The organism is Variovorax sp. GW821-FHT06D12, from assembly GCF_059419205.1.
In genome coordinates this window covers 479575-498984 of the sequence record NZ_JBWKRI010000005.1, presented here as the reverse complement: position 1 = coordinate 498984, position 19410 = coordinate 479575, and the positions used below count along the sequence as shown (strand labels likewise).

Annotated in this window: 14 protein-coding genes; 8 read left to right on the top strand and 6 right to left on the bottom strand. The window is 63.5% G+C overall.

Translation table 11 applies throughout. The annotated features are described in order from the left end of the window. Nucleotides 1-55 precede the first annotated feature (55 nt). The 4 genes from AC07SQ_RS18590 to AC07SQ_RS18575 are packed head-to-tail and all read right to left on the bottom strand — an operon-like array spanning nucleotide 56 to nucleotide 4001. A complete protein-coding gene (locus AC07SQ_RS18590; protein ID WP_495272268.1) occupies nucleotides 56-994 on the bottom strand; it encodes a nucleoside hydrolase in 939 nt (312 codons plus the stop codon). A 46-nt stretch (nucleotides 995-1040) separates the two neighbouring features. Next, entirely contained in the window at nucleotides 1041-2078 is a 1038-nt protein-coding gene (locus AC07SQ_RS18585) for a DctP family TRAP transporter solute-binding subunit (protein WP_062471046.1), read from the bottom strand. Nucleotides 2079-2118: 40 nt separating this feature from the next. Next, nucleotides 2119-3417, bottom strand: a complete 1299-nt coding sequence (locus AC07SQ_RS18580) for a TRAP transporter large permease (protein ID WP_062471043.1) — start codon at nucleotides 3415-3417, stop codon at nucleotides 2119-2121. Then, nucleotides 3414-4001, bottom strand: coding sequence for a TRAP transporter small permease (locus AC07SQ_RS18575; RefSeq protein WP_495272269.1), 588 nt, complete (start codon nucleotides 3999-4001; stop codon nucleotides 3414-3416). Before AC07SQ_RS18575 ends, AC07SQ_RS18580 begins: the two co-directional genes overlap by 4 nt. A gap of 707 nt (nucleotides 4002-4708) precedes the next feature. Between AC07SQ_RS18575 and hsdR the strand changes: the two genes are divergently transcribed. From hsdR to AC07SQ_RS18540, 7 genes are all read left to right on the top strand, one after another. Further along, nucleotides 4709-8119 carry a type I restriction-modification system endonuclease gene (gene hsdR, locus AC07SQ_RS18570; protein ID WP_495272270.1) on the top strand — a complete coding sequence of 1137 codons (3411 nt, stop codon included), beginning with the start codon at nucleotides 4709-4711 and terminating at the stop codon, nucleotides 8117-8119. Between the two features lie 24 nt (nucleotides 8120-8143). Beyond that, entirely contained in the window at nucleotides 8144-9724 is a 1581-nt protein-coding gene (locus AC07SQ_RS18565) for a class I SAM-dependent DNA methyltransferase (protein ID WP_495272271.1), read from the top strand. Beyond that, nucleotides 9721-10767, top strand: a complete 1047-nt coding sequence (locus AC07SQ_RS18560; RefSeq protein WP_495272272.1) for a PDDEXK nuclease domain-containing protein — start codon at nucleotides 9721-9723, stop codon at nucleotides 10765-10767. The genes AC07SQ_RS18565 and AC07SQ_RS18560 overlap by 4 nt, the downstream gene beginning before the upstream one ends. Then, nucleotides 10760-12676 (top strand): restriction endonuclease subunit S, encoded by a 1917-nt coding sequence (locus tag AC07SQ_RS18555; protein WP_495272273.1) that lies wholly within the window; start codon nucleotides 10760-10762, stop codon nucleotides 12674-12676. The genes AC07SQ_RS18560 and AC07SQ_RS18555 overlap by 8 nt, the downstream gene beginning before the upstream one ends. Further along, nucleotides 12660-14633, top strand: a complete 1974-nt coding sequence (locus tag AC07SQ_RS18550; RefSeq protein ID WP_495272274.1) for a chromosome segregation protein SMC — start codon at nucleotides 12660-12662, stop codon at nucleotides 14631-14633. The genes AC07SQ_RS18555 and AC07SQ_RS18550 overlap by 17 nt, the downstream gene beginning before the upstream one ends. Further along, a complete protein-coding gene (locus tag AC07SQ_RS18545) occupies nucleotides 14630-15604 on the top strand; it encodes a DUF5655 domain-containing protein (protein ID WP_495272275.1) in 975 nt (324 codons plus the stop codon). The genes AC07SQ_RS18550 and AC07SQ_RS18545 overlap by 4 nt, the downstream gene beginning before the upstream one ends. A 378-nt stretch (nucleotides 15605-15982) precedes the next feature. Then, the gene (locus AC07SQ_RS18540; protein ID WP_099794983.1) at nucleotides 15983-16465 is read left to right on the top strand and encodes a GreA/GreB family elongation factor; all 483 of its coding nucleotides are present in this window, start codon (nucleotides 15983-15985) and stop codon (nucleotides 16463-16465) included. A gap of 79 nt (nucleotides 16466-16544) precedes the next feature. Here AC07SQ_RS18540 and AC07SQ_RS18535 read toward each other — a convergent pair whose 3' ends face one another. Further along, nucleotides 16545-18011, bottom strand: a complete 1467-nt coding sequence (locus tag AC07SQ_RS18535; protein ID WP_495272276.1) for an aminotransferase-like domain-containing protein — start codon at nucleotides 18009-18011, stop codon at nucleotides 16545-16547. Between the two features lie 287 nt (nucleotides 18012-18298). Here AC07SQ_RS18535 and AC07SQ_RS18530 point away from each other — a divergent pair, with 287 nt between their 5' ends. Next, complete coding sequence (locus tag AC07SQ_RS18530; RefSeq protein WP_143599117.1) at nucleotides 18299-18622, top strand: hypothetical protein; 324 nt, start codon at nucleotides 18299-18301, stop codon at nucleotides 18620-18622. Between the two features lie 281 nt (nucleotides 18623-18903). On the opposite strand, the gene AC07SQ_RS18525 is transcribed toward AC07SQ_RS18530, so the two are convergent. Then, nucleotides 18904-19275 (bottom strand): hypothetical protein, encoded by a 372-nt coding sequence (locus AC07SQ_RS18525; protein ID WP_495272277.1) that lies wholly within the window; start codon nucleotides 19273-19275, stop codon nucleotides 18904-18906. Nucleotides 19276-19410: the final 135 nt, after the last annotated feature.

Sequence of the window (19410 nt, the reverse complement as noted above, 5' to 3'; positions counted from 1 at the left end):
CCAAGCAAAAAGCCACGCTGTTCGCAGCGTGGCTTTTTGCATGGGCGCGCCTTGTTCAGGGCAGCCGCGCGATGTGCTCCGTCAGCAGGTCGAAGAAGCCCTGCGCATCGCCGTCGATGACCCACTGAACATTGGCCGGCCGCTTCAGGCTGCCGTGCCAGTCGGCCACGGTCTGGCCGAAGCCCATGCCTTCGCGGCTGTCGATCTCGACGTGGATGCGGCGACCCTGGAACAGGTCCGGCCGCAGCAGGTAGGCCGTCACGGTTGCATCGTGCACCGGGCCGCCCGGCATGCCGTAGTGGGCCATCTCCTGCGGCGCGTAGGCGTCGAGGATGTCGGCGACGATCGCGCCGGCGCGGTTGCCCAGCTGGCGCAGCCGCGCGATACGCGCGTCGCTCGTGAGGATCTTGTGCGTCACGTCCAGCGGCAGCATGGTGATCGGCACGCCGCTTTTGAGCACCGCTTCGGCCGCATGCGGGTCGGCGAACACGTTGAACTCCGCCACCGGCGTGATGTTGCCGCCGTTGAAATGCGCGCCGGCCATGAGCACCAGCTCGCGCAGGCCGCGCACGATGTCGGGCGCCTGTTCGAGCGCGAGTGCGAGGTTGGTCTGCGGGCCGAGCATGGCGAGCGTCACGCTGTGCTCGGGCGCAGCGCGCAGCGTGCCAACGAGGTAGTCGACGGCGCTGCCTTCGGCCAGCGGCACGGCGGGCTCGTGCACGGTCACGCCGGTGAGGCCTTCTCGGCCGTGGATGTTGGCGGCGTAGATCGGTGTGCGCTGCAGGGGCCGCTCGGCACCGGCGTAGACCGGAAGCTCCGGCCGTCCGGCCCATTCGCAGGCCAGGCGCGCGTTGCGCGAGGTCTTGGCCAGGGGGACATTGCCTGCCACCGTGGTCAGCGCCTGAATCGCCAGCGATTCGGGCGCCGCCAGGGCGAACAGCAGCGCGATCACGTCGTCCGCGCCGGGGTCCGTGTCGATGATCAGGGTGTGCATGGCGACATTGTCATGCCACCCCGATCCACCGACGGCGATGCGCGGCTTACTTCGCGCGTGCGGCGATGGCCTTCTCGGCCTTGGCCACCAGGTCGACGCCGACGGTCGACTTCCACTTGTCGTACACCGGGCGCGTGGCCTTCACGAAGGCGTCGCGCTCGGCCGGCGTGAGGTTGGTCACCGTCACGCCCATGGCGGCGATGTCCTTCAGCACGGGCTTGTCGGCTTCGACCAGGCCCTTGCGCGCGATGGCGATTTCCTGCTTGCCGGCATCGAGCGCGGCCTGGCGCACGATGGCCTGGTCGGCCGGCGTCCACGAGGCCCAGATTTCCTTGTTCACGACGAACACCAGCGGGTCGGCCACGTAGCCCCAGGTGGTGACGAACTTCTGGCCCACCGTGTGCATCTTGAGCACGGTGAACAGGAACAGCGGGTTCTCCTGGCCGTCGACCGCGCCGCTGGCGAGCGCGGGCTGCGCGTCGGCCCAGCTCATCTGCGTGGGGTTGGCGCCCAGCGCGGTGAGCATGTCGGAGTAGATGGGCGAGCCCACCACGCGGATCTTCATGCCCTTGATGTCGGCCGGCGACTTGATCGGCTTCTTCGAGTTGGTGATTTCGCGGAAGCCGTTCTCGCCCCAGGCGAGAGGCACCACGCCGGCCTTGTCGAGCGTCTTGAACATGTCCTTGCCCACCTCGCCCTGCGTGAGCGCGTCGATGGCCGCGTAGTCGGGCATCAGGAAGGGCATGGAGAACAGGTTGAGCTGCTTCACTTGCGGCGACCAGTTGATGGTCGAGCCCACGGCCATGTCGATCACGCCCTGGCGCAGCGCGCTGAACTCGCGCGTCTGGTCGCCTTGAATCAGCGACACGCCTGGGTACAGCTTGATGTTGATGCGGCCCTGGGTGCGCTCCTTCACGAGGTCGGCCCAGATCTTGCCGGCCTGGCCCCACGGCGTGGGCGGGCCCAGCACCAGCGACATCTTGTACTCGGGCTTGTAGGTGGCCTGCGCCATCGCGCCGGTCGAGAACAGGCCGAGCGTGGCGGCGACGGCGGCAAGGCCCAGCAGGGTGCGGCGGAATTTCATAAGAGAGGTCTCCTCTTTGTCTGTCGATGGATCGAAAAAATCAGTAGCCCAGCTTGCGCGGCAGCCAGAGCGCGAGTTCGGGGAAGGCGATCACCAGCACCATCACCACGAACATCGAGAACAGCATCCAGCCCACCCACTGCACGGTTTCTTCCATGCGCACCTTGGCGATGCGGCACGAGACCATGAGGTTGACGGCCAGCGGCGGCGTGAACTGGCCCAGTGCCACCTTCAGCGTGAGGATCACGCCGAACCACACCGGGTCCCACTTGTAGTGCTGCACGATGGGCAGCAACAGCGGCACGAAGATCAGGAAGATCGACACGCCGTCCAGGAACATGCCCACGGTGATCAGCAGCAGGATCAGCAGCGCCAGGATGCCGTACTCGCCCAGCCCCGAATTCACGATGGCGCGCGTGACCGGATCGATGACGCCCAGCGTCGACAGCGAGTACGCGAAGATGCCCGCCAGCGACACCACCAGCAGGATCACCGCCGACAGCTCGCCCGACTCTCGCAAGATCACGAACAGGTCGCGCACCTTGATCGTCCGGTGGATGCACATGCCCACGAACAGGCCGTAGAACACCGCCACCACGGCCGCTTCGGTGGGCGTGAACCAGCCCGCGCGCATGCCGCCCAGGATGAGCACCGGCGCCGCCAGGCCCCAGATCGCTTCGCGAAAGCTCTTCCAGAACGGCGGGCGCGGCAGCGTCGATTCGAGCGCGCCCATCTTGTGCTTGCGCGCCAGCCACACGGCCGGAATCATCAGCGCCAGGCCGGCCATCACGCCGGGGATCATGCCGGCCGCGAACAGCGCCGGCACCGAGGCGCCGGGCACCAGCACCGAGTACACGATGAACGCGACCGACGGCGGAATCAGGATGTCGGTGGCCGCCGCGGCGCCCACCACGCTGGCCGAGTAAGCGGCCGGATAGCCGGCGCGGCTCATGGCCGCGATCATCACCGCGCCCACGGCGGCGGCGTTGGCCGGGCCCGAGCCCGAGATGCCGCCCAGGAACATCGCCACCGCAATCGCCACCAGCGGCAGCATGCCGGGGCCGCGGCCCACGATGGCGATGGCGAAGTTGACCAGCCTCAGCGCCACGCCCGAGCGGTCGAAGATGGAGCCGACCAGCACGAACATCGGAATCGCCAGCAGCGGGTACTTGCCCAGGCCGGCGTAGAAGTTCTGCGGCACGGCCAGCAGGCCGAACCACTGCGCGTCGGCGTTGGCCAGCGCGATGCAGGCCGCACCCGCCAGGCCGAGCGCGGCGCCGATGGGCACGCCCACCAGCATCATCACGACGAAGGCGACGAAGAGCAGGGTGGCGATCACTTGGCGTCGCCCTTCTTGCTGCTGCTGTTGTCGTCAGACTTGTAGTTCGTCTTGCGCCCACGGCGGACCATCAGGCCGATGGCGCGCCCCGCGATCGCGAACGACACGATGGGTAGCCAGATCGAATACCACCAGGCCGGCAGTCCGATGCCGGGCGTGGTTTCCTCGAAGCGGTAGTCGTCCCACACCATGCGGATGCTGAGCGCGCCGATCAGCGCGAACAAAATGGCGATCATCAGCGCGCCGAACTGGGCCAGGCGCTTGCGCCGCGCCATGGAGCCGCTTTCCGAGAAGTACTCGATGCGGATGTGCCGGTCGCGCGCCACCGCGGCCGAGCCGGCCACCAGCGCCAGCATGATCATGAGGAACACCGAGAACTCTTCCGTCCACGCGAAGGACGAGTCGGTGAAGTAGCGCACGATGACGTTGGCAAACGTGATGAGCGCCAGCGCGCCCATGATGAGAACCGTGAGCCAGTCTTCGATGGCGAGGGGAACCTTGGTGGGTTCGTCGGCGGCTTCGATGTCGGGGGGGAGGGGACTGGCGGCGTCCAGCATGGGGCCGGACTCGGGAGGAGTTGTCATCGCAGAAAGGGCAGCTGAGGCAGGCGCCAGGTCACCGGGCGGACGCCGGGACGCGATCCGTACACCTTGACAGGCGAGCAGCGCTCGATGCTAGGGGGTCAATGACCATTCATATATCGGGGGTTTCCTTAGCTGTGGCCTTGTTCTGGACGCTTGTCCGGGGCGCGTGCGCAGGCCGCCGGGTACTCCCCTCCGCGAATGTCCCCCGGCCTGCGGCCTCCTCCTTGGTTTCGCTGCGGGGAGCACCCGATGCCCTGCGCACGATGAGTGCGGCTGTGACGTTGGCGGGCTGACCGCTGTGGTGGATTGCAGATGTTCGCTTCAGACTGGATGCAGTCGGGCCATTCGAGATTTTTAGCGGTCGCAGTTCCCCACCGAGGCGTCAATCGACCTGTATTGATTTCCAAGGAAATTCTCGATCTGGGTTGAGCTACCATTGCAGAACGCTAGCGTTTTTCACACAGGAGTTCTGCATTGGCTGTAACGAAGACGGAGGTGGTCAGTGCAAGAGTGCCTCCCGATGTGAAGTCCGCGCTGTCCGCTGCCGCAGAGGCGGAGAGACGCAGCGTCGCGTCCATGCTCGAAGTCATGGTTCTCAGCTACTGCCGTGATCACGGCATCGCCGCATCGCGCGCCGCGTCTACAGACAGGGGCCCTGCTAAGGCACCCCGCAAGCAACGCCAGCCTTCGAGCTGAAATGGCCTGATATGCAGGGCGATAAGGCATCGAACTTTGGATATCTCAAGGCGCACGACCAGCAGCTCGTACGCCTCGGGATGCTCGCTGAGCGCTACTTCGCAGACGATCCGAATACGTGCCTCCTGAAGCTGCGCCAACTGACGGAATTGCTCGCGCAACTCGCAGCTTCGAACGTCGGGGTTTTCACTTCTCCCGAAGAAAAGCAGGTCGACCTGCTTCGCCGTCTGCAGGACCAGGGCATCGTTCCGCGAGAGGTCGGGGCGTTGTTCGCGCAGGTCCGCAGGTCGGGCAACAACGCGAACCACAGTTTTGGCGGCGACCACCGCACCGCGTTGCTCAGCCTCCGGCTCACGTGGCAGCTGGGCGTGTGGTTCCACCGGACCTTCAAGGATCCCGCCTTCAAGTCCGGCCCGTTCCTGCCCCCCGTGCCACCGGCGAACGAGAGCGTGGAACTCACGGCTGAACTCAACGCACTTCGGGTCGAACTGGCCCAGTACCGAGCTACGCATCAGGATGCGGCGCAGGTGATCGATCAGGCGCAGGCACAGATCAGGCGCGCCGAAGAAGATCGCGCCTTCTGGGAGAACATGGCCACGGAGGCCGAATCGGCCAAGTCCGCACTGCTCCAGCGACTGGAGCTGCTCCAGGCCCAAGCCGGTGCAGAGCCACCACAAGCCATCGCCAGGCTCGTGGCAGCCGCAAACTCGGCGGCAGCGGTCATTCAGATCAGCGAAGGCGACACGCGCAAGCTCATCGACGACCAACTGACCAGCGCGGGCTGGACGGTCGACTCGGCACAGCTGACGTTCGCCAAGGGTGCCCGGCCTCAACGTGATCAGAATCTCGCCATTGCCGAATGGCCCACCGAGACTGGGCTTGCCGACTACGCGCTGTTCATCGGCCTCACGCCGGTCGCCATCGTGGAGGCCAAGCGCAAGAACATCGACGTCTCCGCTGCATTGCAACAAGCCAAGCGCTACAGCCGTGGCTTCCGTGCATCACCCGAGGTGGAACTTCCTGCAGACAACTTCGGCGCCAACGCCGAGTTCCGTATCCCCTTTGTCTTTTCCGCCAACGGCCGTCCTTACCTACGGCAGTTGGCCGAGAAAAGCGGCGTCTGGTTCTGTGACCTGCGGCGCCCGGAAAACCTCGGCCATGCACTGGACGGTTGGTACACGCCCGAAGGCCTGAGCGCGCTGATGGAGCGGGACGAAGACCGCGCGCACTCCGAACTCGCCAATGCGCCATTCGATTACGGTTTTCCACTACGCCCCTACCAGCAGAACGCCATCCGGGCGACCGAGGCCAGCATCCACGAGGGCCAGCGCGCCGTCTTGCTGGCCATGGCCACTGGCACCGGCAAGACCAAGACCTGCATTGCCCTCATCTACCGCCTGCTCAAGGCCAAGCGCTTTCGCCGCATCTTGTTTCTGGTCGACCGTTCAGCCCTGGGCGAGCAGGCCGCGAACGCCTTCAAGGACACGCGGATGGAGCGCCTGCAGACCTTCGCCGATATTTTCGGCATCAAGGAGCTGGATGCCCCACGGCCCGACGCCGACACCGCCGTCCACCTGGCCACGATCCAGGGCATGGTGCAACGTGTTCTGTACACCGCCGAGGGTGAGCCACCGCCTCCCGTCGACCAGTACGACTGCATCGTTGTCGACGAATGCCATCGCGGTTACCTGCTGGACCGTGAGTTGTCGGACACCGAGCTCAGCTTCCGTGGCTACGACGACTACGTTTCCAAATACCGGCGTGTGCTGGACCACTTCGACGCGGTGAAGGTCGGGCTCACCGCCACGCCAGCGCTGCACACCACCCAGATCTTCGGGCCGCCGGTGTTCACCTACGGGTACCGCGAGGCCGTCGTCGATGGCTGGCTGGTGGACTATGAACCGCCCATCCAGGTGCACACGCACTTGTCCAGCGAAGGCATCGCCTGGAAGGCTGGCGAGGAAGTCAAGGTCTACAACACAGGCCGTCAACAGATCGACCTGTTCAAGGCGCCGGACGAGATCAAGCTCAAGGTCGACGATTTCAACCGCAAGGTCATCACGCGAGCGTTCAATGAAGTAGTTTGCAATTATTTGGCGCAGGAGCTGGACCCCGCGTCGCGCCGCAAGACCTTGATCTTCTGCGTCAGCGACAGTCATGCCGACATGGTCGTGGACTTGCTCAAGCAGGCCTTTGCCGCGCAGTACGGTGCAGTGGAAGACGACGCCGTCATCAAGATCACTGGCGCGGCCGACAAGCCGCTGCAGTTGATCCGCCGCTACAGGAACGAACGCCTGCCCAACGTTGCCGTGACGGTGGACCTGTTGACCACCGGCGTGGACGTGCCCGAGATCTGCAACCTGGTTTTCCTGCGGCAAGTGAATAGCCGGATTCTGTTCGATCAGATGTTGGGCCGCGCCACGCGGCTGTGCGACTTCGGCGGTACGGACGTAAAGGATGCATTCCGCGTGTTCGACGCCGTGCGCATCTTCGAGGCTATCGGCGACATGACGGCCATGCAACCCGTGGTCGTGAACCCGAAAATCAGCTTCAGCCAACTTGCCCAGGAGCTGGCAACGCTCAAGGACGAAGCCGCCACCGCCCTGGTGCGTGACCAGTTCCTGGCCAAGCTGCAGCGCAAGAAGCGTCACCTGTCTGACAACGACCGGCAAGACTTCGAAGCCAAAGCCGGCATGCCCGTGCAGGCCTTCATCCAGAAACTGAAGGCCATGCCCCTGACCGATGTGGCCGCATGGTTCGTTCAAAACCCGGAGCTGGGCGAACTGCTGGACCGCCGCGGCGATGGCCCCGAACGCGAGATGTATGTGTCAGAGCATGCCGACCGCTTTGAGCGTGCCGACCGCGGCTACGGCAAGGCCCAGAAGCCAGACGACTACCTCCGCGCGTTCGGCGACTTCATCCGGGCCCAGGGCAACCAGATTCCGGCCTTGGTGACCGTGCTCACCCGCCCGCGTGAACTGACCCGTGCCCAGCTGCGCGAGCTGGTGCTGACCCTGGACCGCGCCGGCTTCACCGAAACCAGCCTCGCTTCGGCCTGGCGCGAGCTGACCAACCAGGACATCGCCGCGCGCATCGTCGGCTATATCCGCCAGGCCGCCATCGGCGACGCGCTGGTGCCCTACGCCGAGCGGGTGGACCACGCGCTGCAACACCTGCTGGCGCACCCGCCCGGCGGCAAGCCTTGGAGTACACCGCAGCGCGACTGGCTCAAACGCATCGCGGCACAGACCAAAGCCAACGTGCTGGTGGACCGCGCCGCTCTCGACGACCCCGACCTCATCTTCAAGCGCGAAGGCGGCGGCTTCAACCGCCTCGACAAAGTCTTCAACGGCCAGCTCCAGCCCGTGCTGGAGGCCTTCAACGACGCGCTGTGGGCCTCGCCATCATCGGCCAACCGCTGACCTCTACTGACCCCCTGCTACCCCATGACCAACCACTCTGCCGCGCTCGACATCGGCGCCAAGCTCTGGTCGCTGTGCCACGTGCTGCGTGACGACGGCGTCACCTACCACCAGTACCTGAGCGAACTGACCTACCTGCTGTTCCTGAAGATGATGAAGGAGACCGGCCAGGAAGACCGGCTCAAGGTGTGGACGCGACCCAAGAAGTCCGAGCCCCCGGTCGAACAACCCGGCACCCGCTGGGACGACCTGCTCAGCGCCTCCGCCCCCGAACGGCTCGACCTTTACAAGGAGATGCTGCTCGACTACGGCCTGCGCGGCCGCGGCGCGGTGCAGGAAATCTACGCCAACGCCAACACCTTCATCACCAAGCCCGCCACACTGAGCAAGCTGGTCACCGACATCGACAGCCTGGACTGGTACAGCGTGGAACGCGACGACCTGGGCGACATGTACGAAGACCTGCTGGAGCGCAACGCCGGCGAGAAAAAGAGCGGCGCCGGCCAGTACTTCACGCCAAGGCATCTGATCGACAGCATCGTTGCGGTGATGCAGCCGCAGCTGGGCGACGTGATCCAGGATCCGGCGGCCGGCACCTGCGGCTTCCTGATCGCTGCCAACAACTACCTGCGTCATCACAACGACTTCGACAGCCTGACCGATGCCCATCAGCGCCGCTACGCCAAGGAAACCTTCTTTGGCATGGAGCTGGTGCAGGACACGCACCGCCTGGCGTTGATGAACATGCTGCTGCACGGCATCGAAGGCGGAGTGATCTATGGCGACACGCTCAGCGATGACCACAACCAGTTGCCGAACGCCACGCTGATCCTCTCCAACCCACCCTTTGGCACCAAGAAAGGCGGCGGCCTGCCCACGCGTGGCGACCTCACCTTCGAGACCAGCAACAAGCAGTTCGCCTTCCTGCAGCACATCTACCGTGCGCTGAAGCCGGGTGGGCGCGCTGCCGTGGTGCTGCCCGACAACGTGCTGTTCGAAAGCAACATCGGCACCGAGATCCGCCGCGACCTGATGGACAAGTGCAACCTGCACACCATCCTGCGCCTGCCCACCGGCATCTTCTATGCCCAGGGTGTGAAGACCAACGTGCTGTTCTTCACCCGCGGCAAGACCGACAAGGGCAACACCAAGGAGGTGTGGGTCTACGACATGCGTGCCAACATGCCGCAGTTCGGCAAGCGCACGCCCTTCACGCGCGACTACTTCCGCACATTGCACGATGCCCCCGCCGAGCGCCCGCGCGACAAGTTTGAAGACGTGTTTGGAGACGATCCCTCCGGCGGCCCCGCTGCGTTGGCCGCACGTCAGGACACCGGCGCGACAGGCCGCTGGCGCCGCTTCGCGCGCGAACAGATCGCGCAACGCGGCGACAACCTCGACATCAGCTGGCTCAAGGACGACAGCGCTGAAACCGCCGACGCCCAGCGCGACGACCCGGCCATGGTGGCTCGCCTGCTGCAGCGTGAGCTGGGCGACGCCATGGCCGAATTGCGGGCCTTGCTGGAGGAATTGGGCGAAGACCCCGATGCGGCGCTGGACGACCTGCCCTTGGACGAACCGCAGGCCGTCGAGACCCAGGCATGAATACGGTGACAACAGCTGTGGCCGGCGCTCCACCGGACAACCTGCACGCCGAGCTGCGCGCGCTGATCAGCGCCAGCCGCCAGCGCCTGGCCGTCGCGGTCAATACCGAGTTGACCCGGCTGTACTGGACCGTCGGGCACCGCCTGGCCTCCGAAGTGCTGGGCGGCGAGCGTGCCGGCTACGGTGCCCGCTTGCTCGACCAGTTGGGCCAGCAGCTGGCGCAGGAATTCGGCCGCGGGTTCGAATCCCGCAACCTGCGCCGAATGGTGAAGTTCGCAGAGGCTTTCCCCGACGCGGAGATTGTGTCGACGCTGTCGACACAATTGAGCTGGAGCCACCTGGTAGCCATCGTGGCGCTCAAGACACCCGAGGCCCGCGCCTTCTATGCCCAGTGTGCTGCGCGGGATGGATGGAGTGTGCGGGAACTGAGCCATGAGATCGAGCGCAAGGCCTTCGAGCGCACGGAAATCGCCGCATCCCAGACGACAGCGCTGGTTGCATCGCCTGCGCTGGTCTTCAAAGATCCGTACTTTCTGGACTTCCTGGGCTTGCGCCAGGGCCATGACGAAGCCGACCTCGAAGCCGCGATCCTGCGCCAGCTCGAAGCCTTCATCCTGGAACTGGGGCGCGGCTTTGCGTTTGTCGAACGGCAAAAGCGCATGGTCATCGATGGGGAAGATTTCTACCTCGACCTGCTGTTCTTCCACCGCCGGCTGCGCCGACTCGTAGCCATTGAACTCAAGCTTGGCCGCTTCAAGGCTGCGCACAAAGGCCAGATGGAGCTGTACCTCAAGTGGCTGGACAAGCACGAACGCCAGACCGGTGAAGAAGCGCCCATCGGCCTGATCCTGTGTGCCGAATCCAGCCGCGAGCAGGTGGAGTTGCTACAGATGCACAAGGACGGGATCACTGTGGCGGAGTATTGGACGGAGCTGCCGCCGAAGGCGGAGTTGGAGCGGCAATTGCATGCGGCGCTGGTGGAGGCGCGGGAGCGGTTGGCGCGGCGGGGTTTGTTGTTGGACGAGAAAGACAAAGATGAGTGAGTTACCGGCTGGATGGGGCGTCATCCCGCTTGGCACATTGCTGCGAACAATTGAAGCGGGGCAGAACGTCAAGTGTGAGGAGCGGCCACCCACCGCGGGTGAAGCTGGACTCGTCAAGATCAGCGCGGTGACCTGGGGCCGATTCAACGAAGAGGCAAGCAAGACACTGCCCAAAGACACGCTGCTCAACGAACGAAATCGGATCCGCTCTGGCGATCTTTTGATATCACGAGCCAACACTATCGAGCTCGTTGGCGCGAGCGTGATTGTCGGCTCGATCGAGAAGCGCCTCTATTTGAGCGACAAGGTGCTGAGGCTGGTCGTCGATGAGCCTGCAAAGCGATGGATCAACTACGCGTTGAAGACGCCCCAATTGCGCCAAGCCATCCAAGCTGCGTCTACTGGAAACCAGCTCTCGATGCGCAACATTCCACAGGAAAAGTTGCGTTCACTGAGTATTCCTATGGCACCTGCGGCGGAGCAAATCCGCATTACCGACCAACTCGACACCCTGCTGGCCCGCATCCAAGCCTGCAAGGACCGCCTGGATGTCATTCCGCCGTTGCTCAAGCGGTTTCGACAAGCGGTTCTGCGCGCTGCAACGTCAGGTTTCCTCACAGTAGATGTTCGGGGTCAAACATCCGGCAAACGGAATGGCCCTTTGCCAGACGGATGGCGACTGGTCACATTCAAAGATGTTTGTACCGAAATCACGGTGGGCTATGTCGGAAAGATGGCGGACCAATACCTAGCTACGGGCGTGCCATTTCTCAGATCGATGAACGTCCGCGCATTCAAGTTTGACCCCAAGGGGCTCTTGTATGTGAGCGATGTTTTCCATCGCCAAATCTCCAAGTCATCACTGCGCCCTGGAGACCTCGCGATAGTTCGATCTGGCGCCCCGGGGGTGTGCTGCGTTGTCCCGCCTGAATTGAAGGAGGCCAACTGTTCCGATCTTGTGATTGCGCGACCCTCCTCCGAGCTGATGTCGGACTACGGGTGCATTGTTATGAACTCATCTTTTGCTGCAGACTTTGTGCGCTCGAATCAAGTAGGTGTTGCTCAGGCGCACTTCAATGTCGGCTCGATGAAGATCACACCGTTGCCATTGCCGCCTGTCGAAGAGCAAATTGAAATCGTCCGCCGCGTTAAGGCTCTCTTTAGACTTGCCGACCGAATTGAAGCCCGTCACGCTGCTGCTGTTGCGCACATTCAGCGTCTCATCCCGTTGACCCTTGCCAAGGCGTTCCGCGGTCAACTGGCACAAGAAGGTCCGACTGACGAAACCGCAAGCGTCCTGCTCCACCGTGCTGTCAAGACACCGACCACGGCAGTGAAGACGTCACGTGACCGGCCTCGAAGCAAGCAAGCGAATCTGTCCACTCTTCTGCCCACCGTGCATCCCGATTGGGCTGCGCTGCCCACTGGCGCATGGGCCACAAGTCGCCAATCCGACGAGCACGCATCAGCAGCGCAGCTCATCGCCGTGCTGAAAGCCTGGGGCCAACCCATGCCCCAAGATCAGGCTCGGCTGGCCGTCGTGCTGTGCCTTCAGCCGCGCCTCTTCACTGCCGCACTACCTGCCCAAGACGCCGCCCAATGGTGTCGTCTGGTGGGTGCTGAAGCCGAGCCCTTGCCGGCATCGGTGGTCGCCTTGCAACCGGCCGTCAATACCCATTGGCGTCGTGCGCTCGCCGGTCTGCGGGCGCGTGGCGACTTGGTGGTGTCTGACGCTAGCCCGCAGGCCACCTGGGTTTTGGGGGCTGGGGCGGATCGCGTGGACACGACAGGTTGGCCTGATGGCCGCGCCGGCTGGGTGGCGGCGTACTTGCGGACTCATGGCGTCGAGGCGCTGTTGCCCTTGCTGCCCCCTTCAACAGTGGACTTCGTTCATGCCCGCGCAGCCTGATCTGTTCGCCCCTGCACCGCTCTCGGTCACTCTGCCGCCGGGCGGTGAACTGCCGGCGCTGTGGGTGCGCCGGCTCACTCTCTGGAAGGAGCCAGGCCAGGTCGTGCGCGACATCGAGTTGCGGCCGGGCCTGAATTTCATCTGGTCGCCCGACCCAGCCGATATGGGTGGCTTGGTCGAATCTGGCGAGTTGGGGCACGGCGCGGGCAAGACGCTGTTCTGCCGCTTGCTTCGCTACTGCCTGGGGGAGGATCGCTTTGCCCCGGACGCGCAGCGGCTGAGCATTGGTGCTGTCTTCCTGAACGGCTGGGTGTCGGCCGAGGTGATGCTGAGCGGCACGCCCTGGGCGGTGCTGCGGCCTCTCGGGGTGGGGCGGGGGCATTTCGCGGTCGCAGGGGTTTCGCCAGAGCAGCTTTTTGACCGCTTGACCGAGCCCACCGGCATTGCACCCTTGCTCGACGCCATCGAGCAGCAGGTGCTCACTGCCCGGGTGGCGGACCTGATGCCTGTGGATCATCAGCATGACGCCTGGCGCGTGGCGCTCGCCTGGTTGACGCGCGACCAGGAATGCCGCTTCGACCATGTGCTGGACTGGCGCGCGGCCGAGTCAGATTCGGACTCGCCGACCCGGTCCATGTCCCGCGGCCGCCTGCAAGATGCGATGCGGGTGCTGATCGCGGCCATTTCTCCTGAAGAAATCGAACTGCAGGCCGCAGCCAGCACGCAGGTAGAAGCGCACAAGGCCAAGCTCGCCGAGGTTGGGCGTTGGCAATGGGCCTGCGGGCAATTGCATGCTGAAGTGCTGCGCGCGGTGGGGCTGTCTGCGACGTCAGTCCCCGACGGCCGCCTGGGCCTCGAAGTGCTGCGCCAGGCGGCACGACAGAAGCTGGCGCAAGCCGCAAAGGTCGACCCCTCCGTGGACGTGTCGAATCTGAGCGATCTGCGGCAGCGGGCGCGCGATGCCGCACAAGAAGTTGCTGAACTCGACAAGCAAAGGGCCGTGCTGAACAGCAGCCTGCCCTTGCACGAATCGTTGCTGCGGCAACTCCGCGCTGAGTTGCCCGGCGCTTCGGCGCAGATCCGGGATGCGGAGGTGCCCACTTGCCCTGTCTGTGAAGTGCCTATCGACCGAGTGCTGGCAGAGGGGTGTCAGCTGTCGCGCGAATTGCCGGACCTGGCCGCCTTGCGCGAACGGCACGACGCGCTGAAGCGGCAGGTCGATGCAAAGCAGGAAGAGATCAATGCGGTGAAACAGCAGGCCGCCTCGCTGGACCAGCAGCTGCCGTTGGAGCGCGCCAGGCGTGACGCCCTGCGGCAAGCACTGACCCAGGCAGAAAAACTCAGCGACAACCGCTCATCGGCCTGGCGCCAGGGCAAGAAGAATCTTGACGATATCGAGCGTCTGGAACGCGAATGGGCCGCGTGGGAGCAAGCGCAGACGCAGGTCGCGCAGTTGCAGGCGCAGATCGATGCCAAACGCGACGCTTTGGGGGCTTTCCGCGAACAGCAGGCCGCTGTCTTCGCCCGCTTGTCCACCTACTTTGATGCGGTGATCCGGGCGGTGGTCGGGCCGACCGCCTCGGGGCGGGTCGGCCTCGACGGCAATGGCTTGAAGCTGGCCGTGCAGTGGGGCGGCGAGCGCTCCACTGCCGCCATCGAATCGCTGAAGGTGATCGCCTTCGATCTGGCGGTGATGTGCATGAGCATGGAAGGCGCGACACGCTTGCCCGCGTTCCTGCTGCACGACAGCCCGCGCGAGGCCGATCTGGGGCTCAGCGTCTACCACCAGCTGTTTGACGTGGTGCGCAAGCTGGAGGGTGAGTCTTCTTCGGCCTTCCAATACATCGTGACCACCACGACGCAACCGCCGCCAGAGTTGCAGAAGTCACCGTGGCTGCGCCTGGAACTGCGCGGTGCGCCGCCCAATGAACGACTTCTGCGCTGCGATCTGCCATGAGCGACATCAAACTCTTCCGCCTCAACTCTGGCCGCGCCTTCGAACTACAAGGCGACGCCTCCGACCTCGAGAAGCCACTCCAGACCCTGATCGAGTCCAACCTCGACACGCTGCTCGGCATCCGCTTCCTGGCCACCGAGTACTTCACCGGCAAGACCCACGCTGGGCGAATCGACTCGCTGGGCCTGGACGAGAACAACTGCCCGGTGATCCTGGAATACAAGCGATCGGTCGGTGAGAACGTCATCAACCAGGGCCTGTTTTACCTGGACTGGCTGATGGACCACCAGGCCGAGTTCAAGCTACTGGTGATGGACAAGCTGGGCAAGCCGGCGGCCGATGCCATCGACTGGACGGCACCGCGCCTGGTGTGTATCGCGGCCGACTTCACCAAGTACGACGGCCATGCGGTGCAACAGATCAACCGCAATATCGAGCTGATCCGCTATCGGCGCTTTGGCGAAGAGCTGCTCCTGCTGGAACAGGCCAACGCCGCCAGCGCGAACGGCGGCCGTGCGTCGGTGGCCAAGACGGTGAAAGTGCCGAAGCCTCCGCCCGTGGAGGCCAGTGTGGCGAAGCCAGTGACGGGAGATCGGTCGTTTGCCGAATGGTTGCCCTTGCTTCCGCCCCACTTGAACGAGCTGCTGGCGTCGCTCGAGGGGCATGTGCTCTCGCTGGGCGACGACGTCCAACGTAAAGAGCTGAAGTTGTACGTGGCCTTCAAGCGCCTGAAGAACTTTGCCACCGTGGTGCCGCAGAAGGCGCGCTTGCTTCTGTACCTGCACGTCGACCCAGCCCAAGTGCTGCCGCTACCGCCGAACGGACGGGATGTCAGGCAGCAAGGACATTGGGGAACGGGTGACCTGGAACTGTCCCTCGCGTCGCAGTCGGATCTGGATGCAGCGAAGCCGCAGATCCTGTTGGCGTATGAGGGACGTGCGATGGGTCCGGTGACTTCGTCAGGCAGTTGACGGTTTGCCCAGGCGAGCCGCGAAAACCGCAGCCCGCAGACCAGCCGCTAACCGCCAGTCTCAAGCGCTCCGCGTCGCGCCTTCTCGCTCATCTGAAACAGCTCCCCTGCCTTGCGAGCCAGTTCAGCCGCAAGCCAGAGCAGGTTGTCCAGTCGCCGAGGTCCATCCCCGCTACACCAGTCGATCTCTTCCCCGTGGCAGACCCACAGGAGAGCTTCGAGTTGCGAGCGGGTGTTTTCGAGAAGATCCGCCGGGTCTTGGGCGTTGTCTTCGGAAGCTAGCTGAAGTTAACCTGCAGCCAACAGAAGCCTCGAAGGCTTCTGGAGCCCCTCATAATCAAAACCTGCCCCCGCTTGTTAGAGATACCGACCTTTCGTCATGGATAAATTCTTGCTGCAACAGCAGGTGCTGGAACGGCTCGCCGAAGACCTGCTGCAAGCCGAACAGGCAGTGCGGGCAGCCCATGAAACGGCGACTCACGAAGAGAACATCGCCGAAAACAAATACGACACATTGGGACTCGAAGCCGCCTACCTGGCCACCGGCCAAGCTCGGCGCGCCGAAGCCATACGCCAGGCGATGGCCAATTGGCGCCGATTCCGCCCGCGTCCCTACGACGCCATCAAAGGCATACAGCTCGGCTCGCTGGTCTGCCTGGTCGATTCCGACGACAAGCAGCAACAGCTCTTTCTCGGCCCGGATGGGGGCAGCATGACGTTGGTCAGCGGCACCCAGCTTGTTCAGGTCATCAGCAGCGAAGCCCCTTTGGGCAGGGCAATGCTGGGCAAATGCGAGGGTGATGAGGTGTCGATACAGGTCGCTCCAATCCGACAGCAGTTTGAGGTGCTGCGGGTTCTTTAAGCCGCGACTGGACAGAAGCGGCGCGCGTGACGTTGAGAGTCAGTCGAAGGCGGCGGACCTCGACCTGCGTTGACGCTAACTAGGGTCTCGACGAACGTTGCTCGAAAATTGGCTCCGATTTCCCAGTTGTAGATTTCAGCTGCGCGTTGGCGAGATCTCCAAGACTCCTGATAGCCCCTTCCAAGCGCGGGTCGCCGAGATACCCGTAGTTGATGCGCAGGTGCCGGGTGTATCGGCGGTCGGCTGAAAACAGATGGCCCGGCGCTACGCCTATGCCGAGCCGAAGAGCGTCCTGGTGCAGTGCGAGCGAGTCGACACCTTCTGGCAGCGCGAGCCACAGGAAATAGCCACCCTCGGGGCGCGTGACCCGCGTTCCAGTCGGAAAGTATCGATCGATAAATCGCAAGCATGCAGCCTGCTGGCGGCTGAGCGAATGCCGCAGGGCGCGCAGGTGACGATCGAAACTCTTGTGTTGCAGGTACTCCTGCAACGCCAGTTGCGAGGGGAGTGCCGTCGCCAGCGAGCTCATCAACTTGTTGCGACCCAAAGTGGCTGCAAAGCGACCGCCCGCTACCCAACCGATGCGATATCCGGGTGCCAGGGATTTCGAGAAAGAACTGCAGTGCAGCACCCAGCCATCCCGGTCCCAGGCCTTGGCTGGTGGCGGTCTCCGAGCCCCATGCGCGAGCTCGCCGTACACGTCGTCTTCGATCAGCGGTATGGCGCGGGTGGCGAGCATGCTGACCAGTTGCTCTTTGGCTGTGTCGCTCATGGTGCAGCCCATTGGATTCTGGAAGGTCGGCATGAACCAGCAGGCCTTCACCGGATGCTGGTCGATCACGCGAGCAAGAGAGTCGAGATCTACGCCTGTTCGCGGGTGGGTCTCAACCTCGACCGCGCGAAGACCGCGCCGCTCCAGTGCCTGCAACGCACCGTAAAAGGTTGGCGTTTCGATCGCCACGACGTCGCCTGGCTGCGTCACCGATTCGAGCGCAAGATTGAGTGCTTCCATCGCCCCGCTGGTGATGACCAGTTCAGACGCAGGAACATCCATCCCGACGCTGCCGTAACGCAGGGAGATTTGATGGCGCAATTGGGCGTTTCCTGGTGACAAATCCTCGACGGTCTGCCAAGGATCCATCCGCTTGAGCGCTCGCGTCAGGCCGGCGGCAAGTTGCTCGAAGGGAAACAGCTCTGGCGACGGAAAGGCCGAGCCGAGCGGGACCATGTCGCGTTCGCGAGCCTGTGCAAGGACCTGAAAGACAAGCGACGAGACGTCGACCGACATGGACCGCAGGACAGGCTCGCTGGCGGCGAGTTCGTTGGCCGGCATTTCCGCGCCCGCTCGAACGAAGTATCCCGACCGCTGCCGCGCTTCGACAAGCCCTTGCGCCTCCAGCAGGTAGTAAGCAGAGAACACGGTGGACGCACTGATGCCCATTTGCGACTTCAGTTCGCGCACGGAGGGAAGGCGATCGTTCGCCTTCAGGCTACCCGCGCGAATACGCTGAGCGATGTTGTCGGCAAGCTTTTCGTAGCGGTTCATGGGCATCTCTTTCTGATACGGTCGTTCTGGACCGCTCCAGAGATTGTCATATCAGACGTCGGCCCGCCCCGGCGCGACTACCGGCCTCCTTGCATCTGATACGAAAATTTTCAGCCGATCTGGTTCTGTACGTATCAGTCTGGAAGATGAACACTCGACAGCACGATGAGAGTGCTTCTGTGGTGCAGGCAGACTGCTCCGCCTTTCGACCCATGTCTTGCGTGCCTTTCGACGCGCCTTGCGGACGCCCATTTAGCTCACCGCAACCGTTTCGTTAGATTGATTGATTGAATTTCCGTTTCTTCATCGGTCTATTGAGCTACTCGCCGCACTCGGGCACTTCACCGTCTGTCACCATTGATATCCCTTCAATCATGAATTCAATCCCTATCTCTTTTGTTATTTTCAAGGTTCTCGTGCTCAGCGTGGGCATGTATTTAGCCGTCAAGTGGCATTACGAACGGGGACAGAAGGACAAGAATCAGAAGACAGCTGCAGTGGTACTGACATCCATCAAGGTGGGCGGGGCGTTCGTCGCTTCAGCGTTCCTCGTGCTCTTCCTCACCTTTGAATTTTGCAATTGGATGGGTCTGGACCTGGCCATGCAGTGATTGGAAGTTTTCGGTCGATAGCCCGGATACGGTGCGACTGACGGCACGACCCTTTCAAAGACGGACATCGACATGATGGCGCGGTATTTGGCTGGCATGCCGACGTGCGAGGCGAGCTCGCCGATGGCAAAGTGCTCGCCCAGAATTCATGTCAAGTGATCGCCCGGCTGCATCGTCTCTGCTCCTGCGCCAACCTGCGTTGGTGCCGGGCATCAGGCCAGTTACCTTCTTGCCAGCAGCCTTGAGGCGGCGCCGGAACTCGATCTGGCCATCTTCGATTTTCATATTCGATGAGCCCGCCGAGTGGCTGCTTGTGGCCGCAACGAGCCCTGGTCATCGACCTCAACAATCTGAGGCCCCAATCGACTGAGCTCGTTCCGCTGACTCTCGGTGAAGGTGCGTCGCGCGAGCACAAGCGACTGCAACCCGGTGATGCCTGCCAATGCCGCGACGGTCGCAATGGAGAGCCGCGAGGCGTCGAGCGCAATTTGCTGGATGCCTCGCAGACCGCAAAGCGGAATGACCTTATCGTCCGCCAAAGATACATCCATAAGAGTGACCGCAAAGACCTCCGCGTCCCACACGTAGCCGCCACCGACGGCTTCCACGCCGTCGAGAATCGACTGATTGGCTTGGCTTTCTTCAGGCGTCATTTTCGGTTCACTGTATTGAAGGCGGCGGGAAGCAGGCGCGCCCCGTCTGGAAAGCTGAGAGGCGCCGACGAACTTCCGCTCTTGGCCGACTGCAGCCGGTCGCCTTGCCATCGCAAAGGGCGCTGCTCTCGACAA

What these genes read in the sequence shown, in the direction of transcription:
- AC07SQ_RS18590 (WP_495272268.1), bottom strand. Translation starts at nt 994, where the DNA reads ATGCACACCCTGATCATCGACACGGACCCCGGCGCGGACGACGTGATC.
- hsdR (WP_495272270.1), top strand. Translation starts at nt 4,709, where the DNA reads ATGCAGGGCGATAAGGCATCGAACTTTGGATATCTCAAGGCGCACGAC.
- AC07SQ_RS18585 (WP_062471046.1), bottom strand. Translation starts at nt 2,078, where the DNA reads ATGAAATTCCGCCGCACCCTGCTGGGCCTTGCCGCCGTCGCCGCCACG.
- AC07SQ_RS18550 (WP_495272274.1), top strand. Translation starts at nt 12,660, where the DNA reads ATGCCCGCGCAGCCTGATCTGTTCGCCCCTGCACCGCTCTCGGTCACT.
- AC07SQ_RS18555 (WP_495272273.1), top strand. Translation starts at nt 10,760, where the DNA reads ATGAGTGAGTTACCGGCTGGATGGGGCGTCATCCCGCTTGGCACATTG.
- AC07SQ_RS18525 (WP_495272277.1), bottom strand. Translation starts at nt 19,275, where the DNA reads ATGACGCCTGAAGAAAGCCAAGCCAATCAGTCGATTCTCGACGGCGTG.
- AC07SQ_RS18565 (WP_495272271.1), top strand. Translation starts at nt 8,144, where the DNA reads ATGACCAACCACTCTGCCGCGCTCGACATCGGCGCCAAGCTCTGGTCG.
- AC07SQ_RS18575 (WP_495272269.1), bottom strand. Translation starts at nt 4,001, where the DNA reads ATGACAACTCCTCCCGAGTCCGGCCCCATGCTGGACGCCGCCAGTCCC.
- AC07SQ_RS18540 (WP_099794983.1), top strand. Translation starts at nt 15,983, where the DNA reads ATGGATAAATTCTTGCTGCAACAGCAGGTGCTGGAACGGCTCGCCGAA.
- AC07SQ_RS18560 (WP_495272272.1), top strand. Translation starts at nt 9,721, where the DNA reads ATGAATACGGTGACAACAGCTGTGGCCGGCGCTCCACCGGACAACCTG.
- AC07SQ_RS18535 (WP_495272276.1), bottom strand. Translation starts at nt 18,011, where the DNA reads ATGAACCGCTACGAAAAGCTTGCCGACAACATCGCTCAGCGTATTCGC.
- AC07SQ_RS18545 (WP_495272275.1), top strand. Translation starts at nt 14,630, where the DNA reads ATGAGCGACATCAAACTCTTCCGCCTCAACTCTGGCCGCGCCTTCGAA.